At 34.9% G+C, this 20,536-nt stretch carries 18 protein-coding genes, 1 pseudogene and 1 riboswitch; of the genes and pseudogenes, 15 read left to right on the top strand and 4 right to left on the bottom strand.

All coding sequences use genetic code 11. The features are described 5' to 3' along the window. Position 1: 1 nt before the first annotated feature. Positions 2–1,591 (bottom strand): Cof-type HAD-IIB family hydrolase, encoded by a 1,590-nt coding sequence (locus NQ499_RS02380; protein ID WP_162013141.1) that lies wholly within the window; start codon positions 1,589–1,591, stop codon positions 2–4. Positions 1,592–1,671: 80 nt separating this feature from the next. After that, the gene (locus tag NQ499_RS02375) at positions 1,672–1,989 is read right to left on the bottom strand and encodes a single-stranded DNA-binding protein (protein ID WP_006504417.1); all 318 of its coding nucleotides are present in this window, start codon (positions 1,987–1,989) and stop codon (positions 1,672–1,674) included. 123 nt (positions 1,990–2,112) lie between these two features. Here NQ499_RS02375 and NQ499_RS02370 point away from each other — a divergent pair, with 123 nt between their 5' ends. Continuing rightward, positions 2,113–3,381, top strand: a complete 1,269-nt coding sequence (locus NQ499_RS02370; protein ID WP_155812557.1) for an O-acetylhomoserine aminocarboxypropyltransferase/cysteine synthase family protein — start codon at positions 2,113–2,115, stop codon at positions 3,379–3,381. 202 nt (positions 3,382–3,583) lie between these two features. Continuing rightward, a complete protein-coding gene (locus NQ499_RS02365) occupies positions 3,584–4,834 on the top strand; it encodes an RNA-guided endonuclease InsQ/TnpB family protein (RefSeq protein ID WP_259848588.1) in 1,251 nt (416 codons plus the stop codon). 93 nt (positions 4,835–4,927) lie between these two features. Here the strand turns inward: NQ499_RS02365 and NQ499_RS02360 are convergent, their stop codons facing one another. Beyond that, entirely contained in the window at positions 4,928–5,296 is a 369-nt protein-coding gene (locus NQ499_RS02360) for a desulfoferrodoxin family protein (RefSeq protein WP_006505171.1), read from the bottom strand. A gap of 231 nt (positions 5,297–5,527) precedes the next feature. Between NQ499_RS02360 and NQ499_RS02355 the strand changes: the two genes are divergently transcribed. Next, positions 5,528–5,935 carry an RrF2 family transcriptional regulator gene (locus NQ499_RS02355; RefSeq protein WP_040389732.1) on the top strand — a complete coding sequence of 136 codons (408 nt, stop codon included), beginning with the start codon at positions 5,528–5,530 and terminating at the stop codon, positions 5,933–5,935. A 27-nt stretch (positions 5,936–5,962) separates the two neighbouring features. On the opposite strand, the gene NQ499_RS02350 is transcribed toward NQ499_RS02355, so the two are convergent. Then, positions 5,963–6,799, bottom strand: coding sequence for a DMT family transporter (locus NQ499_RS02350; RefSeq protein ID WP_006505173.1), 837 nt, complete (start codon positions 6,797–6,799; stop codon positions 5,963–5,965). Between the two features lie 150 nt (positions 6,800–6,949). Between NQ499_RS02350 and NQ499_RS02345 the strand changes: the two genes are divergently transcribed. The 12 genes and pseudogenes from NQ499_RS02345 to NQ499_RS02290 all read left to right on the top strand — a co-directional run. Continuing rightward, entirely contained in the window at positions 6,950–7,141 is a 192-nt protein-coding gene (locus NQ499_RS02345; protein ID WP_006505174.1) for a DUF3006 family protein, read from the top strand. 10 nt (positions 7,142–7,151) lie between these two features. Further along, on the top strand, positions 7,152–8,882 hold the full coding sequence (locus NQ499_RS02340) for an ABC-F family ATP-binding cassette domain-containing protein (protein WP_006505175.1): 1,731 nt from the start codon (positions 7,152–7,154) through the stop codon (positions 8,880–8,882). A 499-nt stretch (positions 8,883–9,381) separates the two neighbouring features. Continuing rightward, positions 9,382–9,702 carry a hypothetical protein gene (locus NQ499_RS02335; protein ID WP_040389733.1) on the top strand — a complete coding sequence of 107 codons (321 nt, stop codon included), beginning with the start codon at positions 9,382–9,384 and terminating at the stop codon, positions 9,700–9,702. Positions 9,703–9,843: 141 nt separating this feature from the next. Further along, positions 9,844–9,929, top strand: a riboswitch (ZMP/ZTP riboswitch). A gap of 38 nt (positions 9,930–9,967) precedes the next feature. Continuing rightward, positions 9,968–11,146: a phosphoribosylaminoimidazolecarboxamide formyltransferase gene (locus tag NQ499_RS02330; RefSeq protein WP_040389734.1), complete on the top strand. Its 1,179-nt coding sequence runs from the start codon at positions 9,968–9,970 to the stop codon at positions 11,144–11,146. A gap of 37 nt (positions 11,147–11,183) precedes the next feature. Further along, positions 11,184–12,179 carry a UDP-N-acetylmuramate dehydrogenase gene (murB, locus tag NQ499_RS02325; protein WP_040389735.1) on the top strand — a complete coding sequence of 332 codons (996 nt, stop codon included), beginning with the start codon at positions 11,184–11,186 and terminating at the stop codon, positions 12,177–12,179. A gap of 64 nt (positions 12,180–12,243) precedes the next feature. Further along, complete coding sequence (locus tag NQ499_RS02320; RefSeq protein ID WP_006505178.1) at positions 12,244–15,447, top strand: DEAD/DEAH box helicase; 3,204 nt, start codon at positions 12,244–12,246, stop codon at positions 15,445–15,447. 1 nt (position 15,448) lies between these two features. Continuing rightward, a complete protein-coding gene (locus tag NQ499_RS02315) occupies positions 15,449–16,429 on the top strand; it encodes a LacI family DNA-binding transcriptional regulator (protein ID WP_006505179.1) in 981 nt (326 codons plus the stop codon). Positions 16,430–16,544: 115 nt separating this feature from the next. After that, positions 16,545–16,814 (top strand): PTS transporter subunit EIIB, encoded by a 270-nt coding sequence (locus NQ499_RS02310; RefSeq protein WP_006505180.1) that lies wholly within the window; start codon positions 16,545–16,547, stop codon positions 16,812–16,814. A gap of 10 nt (positions 16,815–16,824) precedes the next feature. Next, entirely contained in the window at positions 16,825–17,175 is a 351-nt protein-coding gene (locus NQ499_RS02305) for a hypothetical protein (protein ID WP_259848587.1), read from the top strand. A gap of 203 nt (positions 17,176–17,378) precedes the next feature. Continuing rightward, positions 17,379–17,528, top strand: a complete 150-nt coding sequence (locus NQ499_RS02300; RefSeq protein ID WP_259848555.1) for a hypothetical protein — start codon at positions 17,379–17,381, stop codon at positions 17,526–17,528. A gap of 117 nt (positions 17,529–17,645) precedes the next feature. After that, positions 17,646–19,466 carry a transposase gene (locus tag NQ499_RS02295; protein ID WP_259848586.1) on the top strand — a complete coding sequence of 607 codons (1,821 nt, stop codon included), beginning with the start codon at positions 17,646–17,648 and terminating at the stop codon, positions 19,464–19,466. A 209-nt stretch (positions 19,467–19,675) separates the two neighbouring features. Beyond that, positions 19,676–20,494 (top strand): annotated as a pseudogene (locus NQ499_RS02290) (glycoside hydrolase family 32 protein); the annotation flags it as partial. Between the last annotated feature and the right edge of the window lie 42 nt (positions 20,495–20,536).

Below are 20,536 nucleotides of genomic sequence, written 5' to 3'. Positions count from 1 at the left end.
CTTACAAAAGATATTTATCTACGATTACTTTTATTCCATCATGATCATTATCTAATGTGATTTCAGTGGCTAGATTCTTAATTTCTTCTGTTGCATTCCCCATCGCAACTGCTTTACCAGCACTCTGGAATGCTTCAATATCATTCCCACTATCACCCATCATGATTGTATTTTCAATAGGGATATTTAAGTAAGATGATAGAGATTCAAGTCCTGCTCCTTTAGTAATACCTAAAGGTGTGACTTCAATAGCTGTTTCTTCTACTACAGCACAGCTGACTGGAAATACTTCTAGTTTCTTTAAAAGCTGATTCATTGCATCAACACTTGGATTATATAAACAGAACTTAAGGATTTCATCCTTATGAACTTCTGCATATTCATAAATATCTTCTACAACAAATGCACGGCTTTCAAACATAGATTGATAGATAGCCATATTGTAGTAAGGCATATTTTCTACATCTTTTTGAGAGGCAATAGAATGCGACGAATCGAGTAAATACAACATCACATCCTCTTTCTTCACAATATCCATCATCTGTGTAAATACATCTGTATCAAAAGAATGAACTTCTAATGGCTGATCATTCTTAAAATCATAGATCAAACATCCACTTAATAATATTCCATAATCACAGAAATCTAATTCACCTTCATAGTCTTTTAATTCTGCCAGCCCTCTTCCTGTACATAAACAGATGCTCTGTCCCTTTTTGTTTGCTTCAATTAAAGAAGCTGCTGTATTTGGCGAAATCGTCTTATCAGACTTTAGAAGTGTACCATCCATATCGAGTGCCAAAAGATATCTTTCCTTGATCCATCCATAATGCAGACAAGCATTGTAGATACCATCCTTGTTGGCATCAGTAGTCACATAAGTGGCTTTCTTCTTTAATTCATCTATACCATTACCCATCGCAATACTTGTCCACTCTGGAATAAACATAGACAAATCGTTCTTTTCATCACCAAATACGACAACATCTTTAATATCACCACCAAGATGTTCCACCATACGTTTAATACCCTTGCTCTTATCTCCTGGTTCCACAAACAAGTATTCCTTATGAAAACGACACCAAGGTAACTTCTTTAAAGATTCCAGTTTCTCTTCTTCACCCTTAAAGCAGGCAATATATACTTTATAGATTTGATCATAATCACGTGGATCTAAACCTTCTACCACTTCTGTCTTCATATAAATATCATGAGTAAACTCATAAAAACGATCATCCGGTGCAAGTCTTCTTGTTTTGTTGTCAGGAGAAAAAGCCCATATCATACCCTTCTTCTCACATTCATCTATTAAATCAAGACATAATTGATAATCCAATGGTTCTATGCCTTTTAACTGATCATCAATAGTAATTCCATTCCCTCCATCACTGATCATATTATGAAAACCTAATTCATGCATATAATCATGTGCCATGGCATAACTTCTACCTGTCGCAATCGCAATAAAATGACCCTCTGCTTCTAGCTGTTTTAAAGTATATTGTGTTGATTCAGGAATATACTGATCTCCTGGTGTTCCTACAGCTAAAGTCCCATCAATATCAAAGAAAAAGTATTTTCTATTCATCATGTACCCCTCACTTTCGAGATACATTATACACGCATGAACATCCATATCTCAATCATCATTCATGCGTGTTTTTGCATATTCTAGAATGAATAGCTAGAATCTTCACATACCATATGTTCTGGATAGACTTCCATTGCATAAGAAGTTGTTCCTGAACGATTTGGATAAAAACGTCCTCTAACACTTCCTTCAATAGACACAGACTGACCCTTTTCAAAGTGGTCTACAACATACTGTGCTTTCTCATCCCAGATTACACAACGTATATAATCATAACGTGGTCTATCTTCTGTCCCTCCTTTCGTAGTAAGTAAGAAAGAACCTCTAAGTATTCCATTTCTAGATTCTTTCACTTCTGGATCAGATGTAATCTGACCTTGTAATTTAACTTCATTCATATTTTTTTCCTCCTTCTATATACTTATTCCCTAAAATAAGAATAAATTACTTAAGATTTTTAAAAAAAATTTAAATCCCTACAACCCTTATGGTATATAATGTTTAAAAACGGAGGAGATTATATGGAATTAGAAACAAAAGCAATCCATGAAGGCTGGAAGCCTGGTAATGGAGAACCTAGACAGTTACCAATTTATGAGAGTACTACTTTTAAATATGATTCAAGTGAAGAAATGGGCATGTTATTTGATTTAGAAAAAGATGGTTATTTCTATTCACGCTTACAGAACCCTACAAATGATGCAGTAGCCGCTAAACTTACTAGCATGGAAGGTGGATATGCTGGTATGTTAACAAGTTCAGGACAGGCAGCTAACTTCTTTGCGATTTTTAATATCTGTGAAGCAGGAGGACATGTTGTTGCTTCTGGTAATATTTATGGAGGTAGCTATAACCTACTTTCAGTAACTATGAAGAAAATGGGTGTAGATGTTACCTTTATTAATCAAGATGCATCTGTAGAAGAAATCAATGCAGCATTTAAAGAGAATACTAAGTGTATGTTTGGAGAAACATTATCAAATCCTACAATGGAAGTATTAGATATTGAAAAGTTTGCGTCTATTGCGCATGCACATGGTGTCCCTTTAATTGTGGATAATACATTTGCGACACCTGCCAATTGTCAGCCTATTAAATGGGGTGCTGATATTGTGACTCATTCTACAACTAAATATCTAGATGGTCATGCATCCGGTGTTGGTGGCGCTATTATTGATAGTGGAAACTTTGACTGGATGAGTCATGCAGAAAAATTCCCAGGGCTCACTACTCCAGATGATAGTTATCATGGAATCACTTATGCAAAGAGATTTGGTAAGGCCGCTTATATTACTAAAGCCACTGCACAATTAATGCGTGACTTAGGATCTATTCCTTCACCATTTAATAGCTATTTATTAAATATTGGAATTGAATCATTACCAGCACGTATGCGTGTACATTGTGAAAATGCCTTAAAGGTAGCTACATACTTAAAGAATCATCCAAAAGTAGAATGGATCCACTATCCAGGACTAGAAGATGATAAATATCATGAAGCCGCAAATAAATATATGCCTCATGGTACATGCGGTGTTATGTGCTTTGGTTTAAAGGGCGATAAGAAAGAAGCAGTGACTTTCATGGATCACCTACAGCTTATTAACATCGTGACTCATGTAGCTGATGCAAAGACTTGTATTTTACATCCTGCTAGCCATACACATCGTCAGATGACAGATGAACAATTAAAAGAAGCAGGTGTTGATCCAACACTTATTCGTTTATCTATTGGTTTAGAAAACCCAGATGACTTAATCAAGGATATTGAAGAAGCATTAAAGTACTAAAAAAGACTGCTCAAATGAACAGTCCTGAAACGGAATTTGTGCTTTTTTATCTATAGATACAACACAACATCCCCACCCCAACATAAAATATGGTTGGGGTTTTTTATCGATATTACATTTGATTGAGAAATTTTGGATTAGTGAGGGTATAAGATATATAGGAAACTTCTTTTCCTGAATCTACAGAAAGGAGGCTAAATATATGTATCTTACAGTCAAGCAGCAGGTAAAGCATCTGTCCAAGGAAGACTATCGTTCCATCAAGGAATTATGTCATATTGCAAAGAATCTTACTAATCAGGCAATCTATAACATCAGACAGCACTACTTTGCAGAAGGCAAGTATCTCAATTATGAGAAGAACTATGCACTTCTGAAGTCGTCTGGTAACTATAGAACGCTTAATTCCAATATGGCACAGCAGATACTGAAGGAAGTAGATGGTTCATTCAAATCATTCTTCGGTCTTCTTAAAAAGGCAAAGCAGGGAAAGCATGCACTTAAGGACTGCAGACTTCCACGCTATCTTCCAAAGGATGGATATACTACACTCGTCATTGGATTTGTAAGACTTAAAGGGAATAAGCTCATACTTCCATATTCAAACAGCTTCAGAAAGACACATAAGGCTGTTGAGATTACTATTCCACCTATACTGCTTGATAAGAAAGTGAAGGAAATACGTATCATACCAAAGGCAGATGCCAGGTTCTTTGAAATTCAGTACATCTATGAAGCTGAATGCATTCAAAGGAATCTCAATACAACAAATGCACTGGCATTAGATCTAGGTATCAATAATCTTGTCACTGGAGTATCAAGTAAAGGTGAAACATTCATCATCGATGGAAGAAGACTGAAGTCCATTAACCAGTGGTTCAACAAAAAAAATGCAAGATTACAGTCCATCAAGGATAAGCAGGACTATGGCAGGAAGCCGACCAACAGACAGAAGGCATTGGCACGCAGGCGTAACAATAGAATAAATGACTACATGAACAAGACTGCACGCAAGGTGATTGATTACTGTATCGATCATGATATTGGAACTCTTGTTGTGGGCTATAATGAAACCTTTCAGAAGGATTCCAACATAGGCAAAAGAAACAATCAGACTTTCGTCAATATTCCATATGGAAAGCTGAGAGACAAGCTTGAATATCTCTGTGAGCTGAATGGCATCATACTTGTAATGCAGGAGGAGTCCTACACATCAAAGGCCAGCTTCTGGGATAAGGATGTCATACCAGTCTATAAGAGTGATGATACTGAAGAATACCATTTCAGTGGAAAGAGAATACATCGTGGACAGTATAGAACAGCGAGTGGACAAGTTCTGAATGCAGATGTAAATGGTGCATTAAATATCATGCGTAAAAGTAGCGTTGTGGATGTAAACATCCTATACAGTAGAGGCGAAGTGGACACGCCTATAAGAATAAGGATTGCCTAGCAATAGGTGGAGACTTAAATATCAATCTTCTTAAACGGATGCGTAAGCATCTAAAAAAACCGACTTAATAAAATATTAAGTCGGAGTAGTTCACTATGCTTTCCATAAACCATGAAGATTGCAGTAGTCATAAGCTGCCACAACTTCATCACCTTCACCAACATAGAATACAGCTTCAGGCTTATCAGAAGGTGTTAACTGTTTAAACTGAGTACCATTCTTAGTTTCTAATACAATTAATGTAATGTAGTGTGCTTCAGTCATAGGATGTTCTACTGATCCTACAGATACTGTTACTTTATTATCTTCTACTTTCACTACAGGAACATGCTTTTCAACTGCGGCATCAGTTGTATTTGGTGTTAATTCCTTCATAGGTTCACCACAACAAACGACTGGTACACCAGAATCCACAAAATGAGTGATAACATTACCACAATGTTCACAACGATAGAATTTCATATTCAATTCCTCCTTTATCTAATACTATCATAACACTTTTAGAACAAGACTACGAATGATATGCTTTCTTTTAATATTTTTCCAGTCAAAATTGTAAAAGTGTTGATTACAAAAGGCTTTTTTTTGAGTGTTATTAGTGAATTTTTTCCAAAATAATCTTGTAAATATTTACAAAAGGCATTATTATGTAAATGGAAATAATAATAGAAGTTTTATATGGAGGTGATACGTATGACTAGTGATTTTAGTATTGCTGTCCACGCTCTCGTCTATTTAGGTAAAAACCAAGACCTTATTTCTAGCGATGAACTTGCAAAGCATATTTGCACTCATCCAGTACGTGTAAGACGTGTTATGATCAAATTGAGAGAAGCGGGCCTTATTAAGGCTAAAGCAGGTGTTGATGGAGGATATCGTCTTGATAAAGAAGCTGATGATATTACTTTATCTGAGATTGCGAAATCTGTCTCAAATGATTATATCCATGTGACTTGGCACAATGGAGAAGATGGAAGAGAAGCCATTAAGGACTCTAAAGTAGAACAAGCCATTGATTCTATTTTTGTAGATCTTAATGAAGCGTGTGACAATTTGTTGAAAAACAAGACCATCGAGGACATTATGAATATATCGAAGTAGAAATGGTCTACAATCAAAAGAAGCAGCCTAGATGGCTGCTTTTTTAAAGTCTAATACTAAGTTTAAGATAATGCCCCCTACAACCATTCCTGCACCAATTAAACTGATACCAGATATTGTCTCATGGAAGAAGATAAAAGCCCACAGAGGCGCTAGAATGACTTCTAACATGCAAATAAGATTGGCTGTAAAAGCTTCTGTACAAGAAATACCTAATGCAAGAAATATACCACCTAAACACATTGGAAAGAAACCATAACCACATACACCAAAGGCATCAGTAATATGGAAGTTAGGAAGTCCTCTAAAGACAATTAAGCCTACTGTAAGAGAGAACATATAAGCAAATATTGTCGAAGAGAAAGCTTCAGCCTCTTCTTTGTTGTTGAGGTAGAACTGCATTCCAAAGCAGGCTCCTGATATAATTGCGAGTATATTTCCTAATAGATGCGAGAAGGAAAGAGTATCCGCAAAGAATAGTGCCATACCGATAAAGACAATCGCAATGATCCCCATTTGTCTTTTTGTCGGTAATTTACGTAAATCAATTGATTGATAGATCAATACAAAGATTGTTGATGAGTATTGTAATACAATCGCATTGGCCACTGATGTGAGCTTATTGGCATAGATGAATGTTAAACTCATAAGGAACTGAAAGACCCCCACTGTAACTGTCATTTTATTGAATACCAGCTTCTTATGATGAATGATCATACTAAGAGGTATTGCGACAATAGAACTCATCATTGAGAATCCCAGCCCATTTAAGTGGCTTGCACGTATAAATAAACCTGCAAGTGACCAGCAGAATGCTGTCATAAGCAAGAAGAATACACCTTTTGTACTTATTTTATTTTCCATAATACAGCCACTAATAATGCGATAATTAAAGGAATAAGCACTGGCACAACAACACATAAACCAAATAAAAGAATATTATTCATAAAAGTTCACACTCCTTTTCCCCATTATAGCATGCTATAATGAGGAAAACAAAGAGGAGATGGAATCATGTGGGTTGTTGAAAGAATTGATGAAAAAGGGTATTATCATCTAGAAAACTTAAAGACAGGTGAAACCATTTTAAAGAGAGGTTTAAATGCACATGAAAATGATGTATTAGATGAATGCTTCCGTGTTTTACCTGAAGAGACTAAGAAGAGAAAACAAGAAGTGGATGATTTATTCCACTCTCTTTTATAGAGGTGACTACATGTTAATTAATATACAGAATTTATCTTATGCGATTGGTGAGAGACAGTTGTATAAGAACTTGAATATGATTGTAGAGGATACAGATAAGATTGCCTTAGTTGGTGTCAATGGAACAGGTAAGAGTACTTTATTAAAGATGATTGCCCATCATGACAGTCCTGCAATCACTTATAAGAAGGATCTAAAGATTGCTTATTTACCTCAGAATCCTGTATTTAGAGATAATGAAACGATTCTTAATGAAGCAAAACATATTCTTAAGGATGTCCCTGAATATTCTATTAAGTCTTCTTTGACACGTTTTGGTTTAGAAGATATGGATCAGGTAATCAGTACTTTATCTGGGGGTCAGAAAAAACGTTTAGCTCTTGCTATCGTATTACTGGAAGAATGTGATTTACTTATTCTAGATGAACCGACTAACCATCTAGATACCCCTATGATTGAATATCTAGAAAAATATTTAATTAAGCGTTCTAAAGGGTTACTTATGGTCACTCATGATCGTTACTTCCTAGAACGTATTACAAATAAGATCTATGAATTAGATAGAGGTGAGATTTTCCCTTATGTAGCCAATTATTCACACTTCCTAGAATTAAAGGCAGAAAGAGAAAACAATGCCTTACAGGCACAAAGAAAAAGAAACCTCTTCTTAAAGAAAGAATTAGAATGGGTCAGAGCAGGTGTTCAGGCACGTTCTACTAAGAGTAAAGACCGTTTACAGCGTTTTGAAGAATTATCTTCTATTGAACAAATTCAGGAGAAAGGAACTGTTGAACTTATAGATACTACAAGTCGTTTAGGTAAGAAGACTATTGAGTTAGTGAATGTGTCTAAAAGCTATCCTGATAAGGTGATGTTTAAGCCATTTTCTTATTTATTTAAGAGATTTGACCGTATAGGTATATTAGGACAAAATGGCTGTGGTAAGACAACGTTACTCAATATGATTGCAGGTATTATCACTGATTATGATGGTGAGATTATTATTGGTGATACAATCCGTATGGGCTATTTCCAGCAGCATTTCCATTATGATGATCCTACAATGAGAGTTATTGATTATATTAGAGAAACAAGTGATAATCTAGAAACAAGTGAAGGTACACTTAGTGCTCGTAATATGTGTGAACGTTTCTTATTTGATGACCATGCCCAATATACACAGATTGGTAAGTTATCAGGTGGTGAACAGAGAAGACTTTATTTATTAAAGGTTTTAATGGGTGCACCGAATGTATTACTATTAGATGAACCGACGAATGACTTAGATATTGAAACATTGAATGTATTAGAAGATTATCTAGATACATTTAAAGGTATTGTGATTACTGTATCCCATGACCGTTATTTTCTAGATCGTATTGTGGATGGTTTATTTGTCTTTAAGGATCAGGAAATTCATTATGTGAATGGTGGCTATAGTGCTTCTATTGATATCACTAATACTAAGAAAGAAACAGAATCTCAAAGAGAAGACTATCGTAAACAGGCTAAAGAAAATAGAAAGAGAAGATTAACCTTCAGTGAAAAGAAAGAACTAGAAGGTATGGATGATCTTCTTATGAATCTAGAAACACGTTTAAGTGAAATCGATGAAGAAATGGGAAGTACCCAGGATTTTGAAAAGCTCGATGAATTAAGTAAAGAACGTGATGAAGTTGAAAAGACTTTAGAAGAAAAGAATGAACGTTATCTAGAACTATTAGAAATAGAAGAAAGCTAAACGAAAAGAGGAACCCATTTGGATTCCTCTTTTGCTATATAAGGAGAAGCATTAGACTCATTTGAATAATTTATCAAACCCATCTTATTGATATTGAGTTCTTTTTATTATTAGACTTTTTATGGATTCAACATTTTATTAGAAATTTTCATTTCTCATTTAATATAAGATCGAATCTTACTATAATCGCCGTATTTCTTCATTTTACTTTTCGGTTCGTTAGACTAGGAAGTCAAGTAACATGTCTTATATTTAATGTTTTATCTTCTGTCTTCTCTTTTCGCTTATATCATACATTATCATTCGCATGAATGCAAGCGTTTTCATCTAATTTTTATAAAATGAAAATTTATTGATAAATAGATGCTTTTTCACAAATACAATTGACGTTAGTATACATATACTATACAAAACAACTACGCCAGCGGTAGAAGTACTCTAAGTGAGCCTACCTGCGCAAAAATCTCCTTGTCTATCGACAGGAGGTTTTTGTTTTCAAATGAAAAAGCTATGGCTTTTACATCACCATAGCTTTTTCTGCTGGATACTAGGATTACATCTTTTGGATTCAATTTCCAGCATCATAGATAAATGGGAAAACCTTTTTATAGCCTTCCAATATATAGATCAACGTACCTTATTATTATATTCAGGAGCTATCTCCCGTTTCCACCCATCATATAAACCATACATTATCGATATTGCATATAAATCATTATCGGTGGATAAATACGTTTTTCCTAATTTAATTGAGTATCCTCAATGGATACTCAGTCACAGTATCCCATGGGAATCTCTCCTTTCTGACCAAGTTCTTTGAGATGAATGTATATGTTAAGGAGGTCTTCCTCCTCTCTTTCTGACTTAATTATAGCCTAATAATTACAATTATGCAAGCGTTTACATTCTATTTTTATATAATGAAAATGCTTGTTTTATTATATTCTTTTATCTATAATGACATTAGTTATATGACTGACGGAAGTGGAATTGACCACAGGGAGTATAATAAATCAAATGAAGAAGCCGACCGTCTGGGCAAAGAAGCCTGGAGTATGTGTCGGCTTCTTTTTTTGGAGGAATCTATGAAAGAATTAGAATTAAAGTATGGCTGTAACCCTAATCAGAAACCTGCTAAAGTGTTTATGGAAGAAGGAGAACTTCCTTTTACTGTCTTAAATGGTAAACCTGGTTATATCAACTTATTAGATGCTTTTAATAGCTGGCAGCTAGTGAAGGAATTAAAGGAAGCAACTCATATGAGCTGTGCGGCAAGTTTTAAGCATGTATCTCCTGCTGGTGTAGCTATCGGGACACCTTTAACTGAAGTAGAAAGACAGATGTATTTTGTAAAGGAAAGTGCTGAAGTGTTAAGTCCAATCGCTAATGCATATATTAAGGCAAGAGGTAGTGACCGTATGAGTTCATATGGTGATTTCTGTGCTCTTTCTGATGTATGTGATGAAGTAACTGCTAAGCTTATTAATCGTGAAGTCAGTGATGGTATTATTGCGCCTGGTTATACAAAAGAAGCTTTAGAAATACTTAAGAAGAAAAGAAGAGGCACTTATTGTGTATTACAGATGGATCCCCATTATGTACCTAATCCAGTAGAAATTAAACAGGTATTTGGTATTACATTCCAGCAAGGTAGAAATAACTGCGTGATTAATGAAGAGATGTTTAAGGATGTTGTATCTAAGAATAAAGATATTCCTGAACATGCATTACATGATTTAATCCTTTCTATGATCACATTAAAGTATACACAGTCTAATTCTGTATGTTATGTCAAGAATGGTCAGGCTATTGGTATTGGAGCTGGCCAGCAGTCTCGTATTCATTGTACAAGACTTGCTGGTAATAAGGCAGATGTCTGGTTCTTACGTCAGCATCCTAAGGTATTAGGTTTACAGTTTGCAGATGGTCTAAAACGTGCTGAAAAGGATAATACAATTGATGCGTATGTATCAGATGATTATGAAGATGTACTTGGTGAGGATGTATGGCAGAACTATTTCAAGGTAAAACCAGAAGTATTCACAAAAGAAGAAAAGAAAGAATGGTTAAAGAAGAATACAGATGTTGTACTAGGTAGTGATGCATTCTTCCCATTTGGAGATAATATTGAACGTGCCCATAAGAGTGGTGTAAAGTATGTGGGTGAGCCTGGTGGTTCTATTCGTGATGACCATGTTATTGATACATGTAATAAGTATGATATGGTTCTTGCATTCACACATCAGAGATTGTTCCATCATTAATGCACACTTTTGAAAAAACTATGTTATAATGCACTTTATGAGAATAAATGAGAATGTAGAAATCAAGGAACTCACTACAATGCGCCTAGGCGGTCTAGCGCGTTATGTGATTGAATTAGAGACCGTAGAAGATGTAGAAAAAGCTTACTTATTTGCAAAAGAACGTCAGCTTCCTGTATTTATTTTAGGAACAGGAAGTAATGTAATTGGAAAAGATGAAGGTTTCAAGGGGGTTATTCTTTTAAACCGTATTAAGGGTATACGTTCTATTGATGAATTAACAGTTGTTGCAATGGGTGGAGAACTACTTGATGATCTTGTTGCTTTCACTACAGAAAAAAATTTATCTGGTATTGAAGCATTGAGTGCTATTCCTGGTACAGTAGGTGCTGCACCTGTACAGAATGTAGGTGCTTATGGTCAGGAAATTGTACAGGTATTAGACTCTGTTCTTGCTTATGATTTAAAGGAAGAAAAGTATGTCACTATTAAAGCTGAAGATATGAAGCTAGGCTATAGATCAAGTATCTTCAATCATGGTGAAGATGCAGGACGTTATTTGATTATCTCTATGACTATTCACTTAAGTCATGATACACTTACTCCTCCTTTCTATACTTCTTTACAGAATTATGTAGAAGAACATCAGATTACTGATTTCTCTCCTAAATCTATTAGAGAGATGGTGACTGAAATACGCTGGTCCAAGCTTCCTAAACCTGAAGAAATGGCAAGTTCTGGATCATTCTTTAAGAATGTTTATTTAGATGATGCTGAAGCTGATCGTTTAAGAGGCATGAATGTACCGGTATGGGAAGGAAATAAAGTCCCTTCTGGATGGTTGATAGACCATGCTGGATTAAAGGGAATGGTTTTCCATGGCATGCGTGTATCTGAGAAAGCTGCACTGATCTTAATTAATGAAAGTGCACAAAGTTATGCACACTTAAAACAGGCTAGAGAAGAAATCGTTTCTATTATTAAAAAGAAATATGGTTTAACTCTACAACAGGAACCTGTTGAACTGGAATAAATTTTATTCCAGTTTTTTTGTGTTCTTTCTTATGATATAATTAGTTAGATTAGGAGGAATTGCTATGTTATTTATCACTGATAATGAATTTGAACGTGTTGTATCTAGAGCACGTAACCGTGATATTGCACGAGAATATTATCGAAGAGATTATGTTGTGAATGTTTCTATTACAACTGATAATCGTGGTTATTATCATATTTCTGGTAAGGTTATGATTAATGGTAATATCTATCTTCCTCGTGTTCTTGTAAATCCCAATTCTAAAATAGTTTCTACAGACTGTAATTGTATTTATGCCGATGAATATACAGCCTGTGGTCATATAGGTGCCCTTATCTTAAAGGTTCAGGAGTTATCTCCTAACACGTTCCCTTATCGTTATGCTGTTGATTTACAAAAGCGTGCACAGGAAGAAAAGAAAAGTGCTATGAGAGAACGTCTTTTATGGGAACAGCGTATGCAGGAATATAGACGTAAAGAAAGAGAAAAGGAAACCAATGAACTGACTGATTATATTAAAAAACAATTAGTGAATCAGTTTACACCTGTTGATTCTACACCTGTTCATTTAAGACTATATGCAGATGACTGGCAGTTTGGCATTACTTTAAAGATTGGACGTAATAGAGATTATATTGTAAAGAGTATTCCTAATTTTGTGACACAAATGCAAAATAATGAATATCATACGTATGGTAAGACACTCGCTTTTGTGCATAATCCTGATATTCTTGATGAACCTTCAAAGAAGATTTATCAATTTATTTTAAGATATTATCATTCACATTTATCTAGTAATAACACTTTATTCATCAATGATGATAATGTCGATGCTTTCTGGGATTTACTTGAAGAAATCCCTCAGGCAATGCATCCTTTTGCTCGTTTAGAGGATGAATTACATCCTGTTGTATCAGTGTCTAAGGATAAGCATGATACAATTCTAGAATTGGACACAGACCTCTCACCTTACTATATTGGTAAGAAGAACTTATATAGTTATAGCCCTTCTACACATTCTTTTACACGTTATCGTTTTGATAAGCAGGGAGTAAGTGTTGAGTTATTGAATCGATTTGATACATTACAGCGTCTTTATGTATCTCATGATCAGTTAGAAAACTTTACACGTTATATTATTTCTCCTACAAAGAAATATATTGAGTATGTAGGTCTAGAAGATAAGATTAAGGAAGAAACGCATCTAGAAATCTATGCAGATGTAGATGAAGATGAATATGCTTTGATTACTTTAATGGGAACATATGAGGATGGTAAGCATGATATTCTTAAAGATGATGTACCTCATTCTTTAAAGGCAGATTTGATTATTAGTTTCCTAGAGAAATATAATCCTGATGATATGTCAGGACCTATGCGTTTTGATACACATCGCGATGAAACCATTGATATGATTCATGATGGTTTAAATCACTTGAATAAGTTGACAGATGTTTATGTATCTGATTCTTTACAGGCTATTGGTTCTAAGAAGTCTATGAACTTATCTGTTGGTATTAAGGTTTCCCATAATTTATTAGAAATGAATCTGGATTCTTTAGATGTTCCTAAAGAAGAACTGGCTGATATTATAGCAAGTCATCAGAAGAAGAAACGTTATCATCGTTTAAAAAATGGTCAGTTACTTTATATTGATACACATGAATTAGATGAGTTAGGTCAGATGATGGATCAGTATCATATTCTACCTAAAGATATTTCTGAAGATGGTACTATTGATTTAAATCTGAATAGAGCTCATCAGATGGACTTAGCCACTCAAGGTTTTGAATATGTACAGGTCAATCGTGAAGAATCATTTAAGGATGTATTAGACCATTTAAAGAACTATACACATCATGAACATCCTTTAAATGAGCGTTATGCACCTATTTTAAGAGATTATCAGAAGGAAGGTTTCCAATGGCTTTCTACTATGAATGACCTTCATTTTGGTGGTATTCTTGCCGATGATATGGGGCTAGGTAAAACGATTCAGATTATGAGTTTATTAGAAAGTAATGAACATCATTTCTCTGTTATTATCTGTCCTGCTTCATTGATTTTAAACTGGTTAGATGAGTTTAATAAGTTCTCTTCTCATTTAAAGGTGACTTGTGTTATGGGAAGTGCGAAGGAACGTAAAGAGATTATTAAAAGCTATAAACAGTTTGATGTTATGATTACTTCTTATGACTATATTCGTAAGGATTATGAACAATATAAAGGTATCACATTTGATTTTATTGTCTTAGATGAAGCACAGTATATTAAGAATCAGAAAACTAAGAATGCGATTGCAGTAAAATCATTAGAAGGTAAACAGCGTTTTGCGTTAACTGGTACACCTATTGAAAACTCACTGGCTGAGTTATGGTCCATTTTTGACTTCTTAAATAAAGATTATTTATATAACTATCGTTATTTTAAGTCTCATTATGAAGCACCTATTGTCAAGGATCATGATGAAGAAACACAGACACAATTACAGAAGATGATTTCACCTTTTGTATTAAGACGTACGAAGAATGAAGTATTAAAAGATTTACCTGATAAGATTGAAAATACTGTACTTGTAGACTTCAGTGAAGATGAAAAGAAGCTCTATTTAGCACATTTAGCACAGGCCAATCAGTTATTAAAGACTTTAGATGGTTCTAAGGACCGCATTCAGATTCTTGCGATGTTGACAAAGTTAAGACAGATCTGCTGCGAACCTCGTATTGTCTTTGATGATGTAAAACATAAGTCTTCTAAGATGGAAGCATGTTTAAATATTATTCAGACATATAAAGATAATAACAAGAAGATTATTGTATTCTCGTCATTTAAGAGCTTATTGAATCTTCTTGCAAAAGAATTAGATAAGAGTAAGACATCTTATTATATGTTGACTGGTGATACAGAAAAAGAGAAACGTAAAGGATTAGTGGATGCTTATCAGAACGATGATACAACAGTCTTCTTAATTAGTTTGAAGGCTGGAGGTACTGGTTTAAACTTGACTGCTGCAGAAGGTGTTGTTCATTTTGACCCTTGGTGGAATATGTCTGCACAAAATCAGGCAACTGATAGAGCATATCGTATCGGTCAGAAGAATAAGGTATTTGTATATAAATTGATTATGGCTGATTCTATTGAAGAAAAGATTCAGACATTGCAGGCTGCAAAGAAGGATCTTGCAGATCGTTTTGTGGAAGGTAATAGTGGTTCTATTACGACTATGAGTGGTGAAGAAATCATGAGTTTATTTAGTGAGGATTAACATGAAGAAGATGACTATGGCCGATATTGCGAAAGTTGCAGGTGTGTCTAAGACAACTGTTTCTCGTTATTTTAATGGTGGCTATGTAAAAGAAGAAACACGTCAGAAGATAGAGAAGATTGTGAAAGAGTATGATTATGAACCTAATGTGCTTGCTGCGAATTTAAAAGCCAACAAGACACATACCGTGGGTATTGTATGCCCTACTCTTACTTCATATGCTTCTAGTCGTATGATGATGAACATTGATCAGTTCTTAAAGAAACATCATTATACGACAATTATCATTAATACAAATCATGATGAACTCGATGAAATCAAATCTATTACTAAACTTATGCAGCTAAAGGTGGATGGAATTGTCCTTCTTGCAACATCTATCACAATGGCACATAGAGATATTGCCTCTAAGAGTTCCATTCCTATTGTCTTTATGGCGCAGGCCTATGATGATGGTGTAAGTGTTATTAATAACGATTATGAAGCAGGTTATAAGATAGGTGAGTATATTTATAATAATGGTCATAAGAATGTTGTATATGCAGGAGTAAGCAGAAAAGATGTGGCTGTAGGAGTAATTCGTAGACAGGGTGTTTATGATGGCTTACAGGATGTGCATCCTCATTTTCTAGAAACAGACTTCTCTGTGGAAAAGACAATAACTCGATTAAATGACTATTTAAATCATCATGAATGTCCTACTGCCATTATTTGTGCAACAGATACGATTGCGATGGGATGTATGAAGGTTCTAAAAGACCACGGTTTACGTATTCCTGAGGATGTTTCAGTAACTGGATTTGGTGGCTATTGGACTTCTACTGTAATGTCCCCTGCCCTTACAACTATTAAGTTCCATTATGCCCATGCTGGTCAGATGGCTGGACAAATTATTCTTGATATGATTGAAGAAAAAGAGGTCGAACGTGCTACACTTATTGACTTCACATTTATAGAAGGAGAAAGCGTCAGAAGTATCTGATGCTTTTTTTATAAAAAAAGTGGTATCGGTTCCATATTTTTGTTGGCAAAGCATTACATGTGGTTTATGATACAGATGTGGTATCGGTAATGCACTGATAAAGGAGGAAATTTCAATGGACTACAACAAAGTCGCAAAAGAAGTCATCTCCCACGTTGGTGGACCTAAGAACATCAAAAAGGCATTTCATTGTGCTACACGTTTAAGATTGATGTTGAAGGATCCATCATTTGCAGATGAAAAAGCTTTAGAATCTGTAGATGGAGTTAAGGGAACATTCCTTGTCCAGGAACAGTTCCAGATTATTTTTGGGAGTGGTGCTGTTGATGCCAATACAGATGTTGTAGAAATAGCGAATCCAGTCGTAGAAGCTAAGGTTGCATAAGGAGATTTTTATGAAGGAAATGTATAAACTAAAATATCATCTAGAACCTGTATCTGGATGGATGAATGATCCTAATGGGCTTATAGAAAAAGATGGAGTATATCATATCTATTATCAGTATTCTTACGAACCTGAAGGTGGATTAAAGTATTGGAAACAATTCACCACTAAAGATTTCCTTTACTATCAGGATGAGGGGATTGCCCTCTCTCCTGATCATCCTCATAATCAAGGTGGTGCTTATTCTGGGTGCTGCTTCAATGATCATGGATTATTACGTTATAAATTTGTGGCGAAAAAACCACACGCTTGCGTGTGGGATGAAAGCCACATTTCACTTGATATATACTTAGAAAAATGATATATAATCTATGTATATTAAAGTATAGAAAGTAAACAGATCATTAGTAAAAGTAACTATGATATAAGCATACATACAACACAACAACCATCACTGTAATCAGAAAAATCCTAATAATGCTGCACATATAGCGAACAATAATAACCATGCAGAACAGTGTAATCCTAATAATTCAGCATATCATTCAAGTTGTGGAAAAAGTAATGGCACGAACTAAAAGTGACAATGTACAAATAAATATCTCCATTCCTGCCGGATGGAAAACAGAACTTGAAAACCTTGCACGTATCTATTCTGCTGAGGAAGGTGAGAGTATCATATTTCTTGACTTGCTTCGTATTGAAAATATCTGATACAGTATCACATCATTAGGTATTCTAAATTCATATTTCTGGTATTAAAAGGTAATGTAGAGGAAATATTGAAACAGATATCACAGAAAAATCTATTACCACATTAAGGCTCTTGAAGTGAAGCCTGACCATATACATGTCTTTGTAGATGTACCACAAACTGCTGCTCCCTGTGATGTTGTAAGGACTTTTAAAGATATAAGTGCTATTGAACTATTCAAGGCATTTCCACAATTAATACAATTCTATGCAGGATGCGGTATTTTATGGTCTAGAGGATATTTTGTATCTACAGTAATTAAGATAATATTAAGGAGCAGAAAAATGATAACTGATAAAGAACATAAAAGACATCTTAAACAATTTCATAAGCTTTCTGACAGGCATATCCTGGCTGCTGAAACTGATATGTCTTCTTCTGATATACAAAAAGTTGTAAAGCTTTCGAATAAGATCAGAAAAGCAGGCAACGAACTTGTAGGTCTTATGAGAAAGAATTATAACCAGCTTATGCGTACAAAGAGATACCGAAAATTACTATTTCTTTATGGTAATTCTAAAGATAAGGATAAACGAAAAACTTATGCCAAACAGCTTAATGAAATGCAGAAAGCTTATAATATTACATGGGAATACTGCAGAACGTCCATGATTCCAATAGGCAAGAAATATGGTGTAGACGCTGTATTCGCTCTGACTAAAGCCGAAGATATATGGCGTGGTATTGAAAAATGCTTATATGGTAATGGTAATGCCATTCATTTCTCAAGATATGGAGAACTGCCTTGTATTCGTGCAAAGCAGATAAATCGTGGTTTACCTATATCCGTTACAGATAATAAGCTGCAGTTCAAACTTGGCAGGATGGTATTTGGAATACAGGTAAATGATAGATTCCAGCAGGATGAAGTAGATGCTGTTGTATCATATCTTGCCGAATCTGAGATCTTGGATAACAGGGCTGTTAGTATTCTTATTAAAGATGGCTGTTGCATAGATACATACAGACCCTGCTATGCTACGCTTGTTCCCAGGATGATAAGAGGTAAATACAGAGTATATTTACATTTAACCATCGAAGGCAGGGCAAAACCTAAATATGATAGATTTGGCAATCCAAGACATAAATATGGCAAAGGAATGATCGATGCTGATATTGGTACACAGACAGTTGCCTATACTTCCGATACAGAAGTAGGACTTAAGAATCTTTCAGAGCATGGCAGCAGTATTCAGACTTCTGAGAGAAAAGAACGTCTGCTATACCGTGCTATGGACAGGTCAAGACGTGTAACTAATCCGCAGAATTATAATGATGATGGTACTGTTAAAAAAGGTCGCAAGACTTGGAGATATTCTAATCATTATAAGAAGTTAAAAGAGAAACACTCTGAATTATGTCGCATCAATGCCATAAACAGACAGCTTGCAATAAATGAAGACACTAACCATTTAAGAAGTCTTGGAGATGTATTTATCACAGAACCTAAAAATGCAGGCAAGCTTATGAGACGAGCCAAAGAAACTACGGTCAATAGTAAAGGCAAGTTTCATAGGAAAAAGCGTTTTGGCAGATCCATAAAGAATAGATGTCCTTCTGGGTTTCAAGCTGCTGTAGAACAGAAATTCAAGGTATCAGGTGGTATATATATTGAAGTATCTAATGATTACAGAGCAAGTCAATATGATCATACTGTTGATGACTATATTAAAAAGAAACTATCTGACCGAATGTATAAGCTGCAAGATGGGACAGAGGTACAAAGAGACTGGTATTCATCATTCCTATTATACTGTTACGATTACAGAACCAAAGATATAGATAAAAGCAAATGCATTTCTGAATTTGATAAGTGTTACAACAAAGAAAAAGCCCTAATCGAATGGATTAAGGTTAACGAGATCAAGGTATTAAATAGCGGAATTAAGATAGCGTAAAACATATTCAGGGAGATCGATTATACTTCCTTACGAAAGTAGAAATTTACCGTTAATGTGGTCGATGGACTGCTTGGTAATGAAAGTTCTAATTCAAATAGATTTACACTTGTAACTCCAAAGTCTGAAAATGATGTACGATTACAAGCTACACTTGGTAATCAGAACCCCACGGGCTTGCCCGTGGGAGTAGTCAGTTCTATACTGGTAATGTAAAGCTGCCTGGCGATTATGATTATATTAATGCAGGTAGAGAACATAATGTGATGATGGTTGATTCACAAGATGGGCTTGTATTAGATCATAAGGAAGTTGTGCTTTACAACAAGGATTATCCTCAAAACATGTCTTGTCATGTAAGAGATCCCTACGTTTATGAAAATGATGGTATGTATTATATGGTTCTAGGAGCAAGAACCCTTGATTCACATGGTTGTGCAATCTTATATTCATCAAAAGATTTAAAGAAGTGGGATTACATGAAGACTGTTGACTACCATAAACCTTTTGGTTATATGTGGGAGTGTCCGAATTATTTAAGTTTTGAAAAGAAGAAGTTCTTATTCTGTTGTCCTCAGGGACTAGAAAGTCATAACTATGATTATGAAGCTATTTATCAGAATGGATACTTTCCTCTTACAACAGATTTAGAGAAAGATTGCGTACTAGAAGACTTTATCGAGTTTGATCATGGATTTGATATCTATGCCCAGCAGTTCTTCAAAGATGAAAAAGGTCGTATGATCATGGCCGGTTGGATGGGGCTTCCTGATATTGATTATACAAATCCTACCGTAGAAGAAGGACGTCAGCATGCCTTCACTCTCTTTAGAGAGATTACTGAGCATGAAGGTAGACTTTATCAGTTCCCTATTGAAGAATATCAGTCTTTAAGAGAAGAGAAGAAAGAAGTAAAGGGAACATCTCTTACAATGAATACGTCTTGTTTTGAATGCCATATAACTGACCTCCCTCAGTCATTCAAACTTCATTTAAGAGGTGTAAGTGTGAAACAAAAATCAATCTAAACGTATAAAAAAAGACAAACTTAAAAACAAGTTTGAATAATT

The organism is Catenibacterium mitsuokai (genome assembly GCF_025148785.1).
GTDB classification, from domain to species: domain Bacteria; phylum Bacillota_I; class Bacilli_A; order Erysipelotrichales; family Coprobacillaceae; genus Catenibacterium; species Catenibacterium mitsuoka.
The sequence above is the reverse complement of the archived record's forward strand: the minus strand, read 5'-3'. Positions and strand labels throughout refer to the sequence as shown.

Excerpts from the sequence above, each read along its gene's own strand:
- NQ499_RS02380 (WP_162013141.1), bottom strand. The coding sequence starts at position 1,591 with ATGATGAATAGAAAATACTTTTTCTTTGATATTGATGGGACTTTAGCT.
- NQ499_RS02375 (WP_006504417.1), bottom strand. The coding sequence starts at position 1,989 with ATGAATGAAGTTAAATTACAAGGTCAGATTACATCTGATCCAGAAGTG.
- NQ499_RS02370 (WP_155812557.1), top strand. The coding sequence starts at position 2,113 with ATGGAATTAGAAACAAAAGCAATCCATGAAGGCTGGAAGCCTGGTAAT.
- NQ499_RS02365 (WP_259848588.1), top strand. The coding sequence starts at position 3,584 with ATGTATCTTACAGTCAAGCAGCAGGTAAAGCATCTGTCCAAGGAAGAC.
- NQ499_RS02360 (WP_006505171.1), bottom strand. The coding sequence starts at position 5,296 with ATGAAATTCTATCGTTGTGAACATTGTGGTAATGTTATCACTCATTTT.
- NQ499_RS02355 (WP_040389732.1), top strand. The coding sequence starts at position 5,528 with ATGACTAGTGATTTTAGTATTGCTGTCCACGCTCTCGTCTATTTAGGT.
- NQ499_RS02350 (WP_006505173.1), bottom strand. The coding sequence starts at position 6,799 with ATGGAAAATAAAATAAGTACAAAAGGTGTATTCTTCTTGCTTATGACA.
- NQ499_RS02345 (WP_006505174.1), top strand. The coding sequence starts at position 6,950 with ATGTGGGTTGTTGAAAGAATTGATGAAAAAGGGTATTATCATCTAGAA.
- NQ499_RS02340 (WP_006505175.1), top strand. The coding sequence starts at position 7,152 with ATGTTAATTAATATACAGAATTTATCTTATGCGATTGGTGAGAGACAG.
- NQ499_RS02335 (WP_040389733.1), top strand. The coding sequence starts at position 9,382 with ATGAAAAAGCTATGGCTTTTACATCACCATAGCTTTTTCTGCTGGATA.
- NQ499_RS02330 (WP_040389734.1), top strand. The coding sequence starts at position 9,968 with ATGAAAGAATTAGAATTAAAGTATGGCTGTAACCCTAATCAGAAACCT.
- murB (WP_040389735.1), top strand. The coding sequence starts at position 11,184 with ATGAGAATAAATGAGAATGTAGAAATCAAGGAACTCACTACAATGCGC.
- NQ499_RS02320 (WP_006505178.1), top strand. The coding sequence starts at position 12,244 with ATGTTATTTATCACTGATAATGAATTTGAACGTGTTGTATCTAGAGCA.
- NQ499_RS02315 (WP_006505179.1), top strand. The coding sequence starts at position 15,449 with ATGAAGAAGATGACTATGGCCGATATTGCGAAAGTTGCAGGTGTGTCT.
- NQ499_RS02310 (WP_006505180.1), top strand. The coding sequence starts at position 16,545 with ATGGACTACAACAAAGTCGCAAAAGAAGTCATCTCCCACGTTGGTGGA.
- NQ499_RS02305 (WP_259848587.1), top strand. The coding sequence starts at position 16,825 with ATGAAGGAAATGTATAAACTAAAATATCATCTAGAACCTGTATCTGGA.
- NQ499_RS02300 (WP_259848555.1), top strand. The coding sequence starts at position 17,379 with ATGGCACGAACTAAAAGTGACAATGTACAAATAAATATCTCCATTCCT.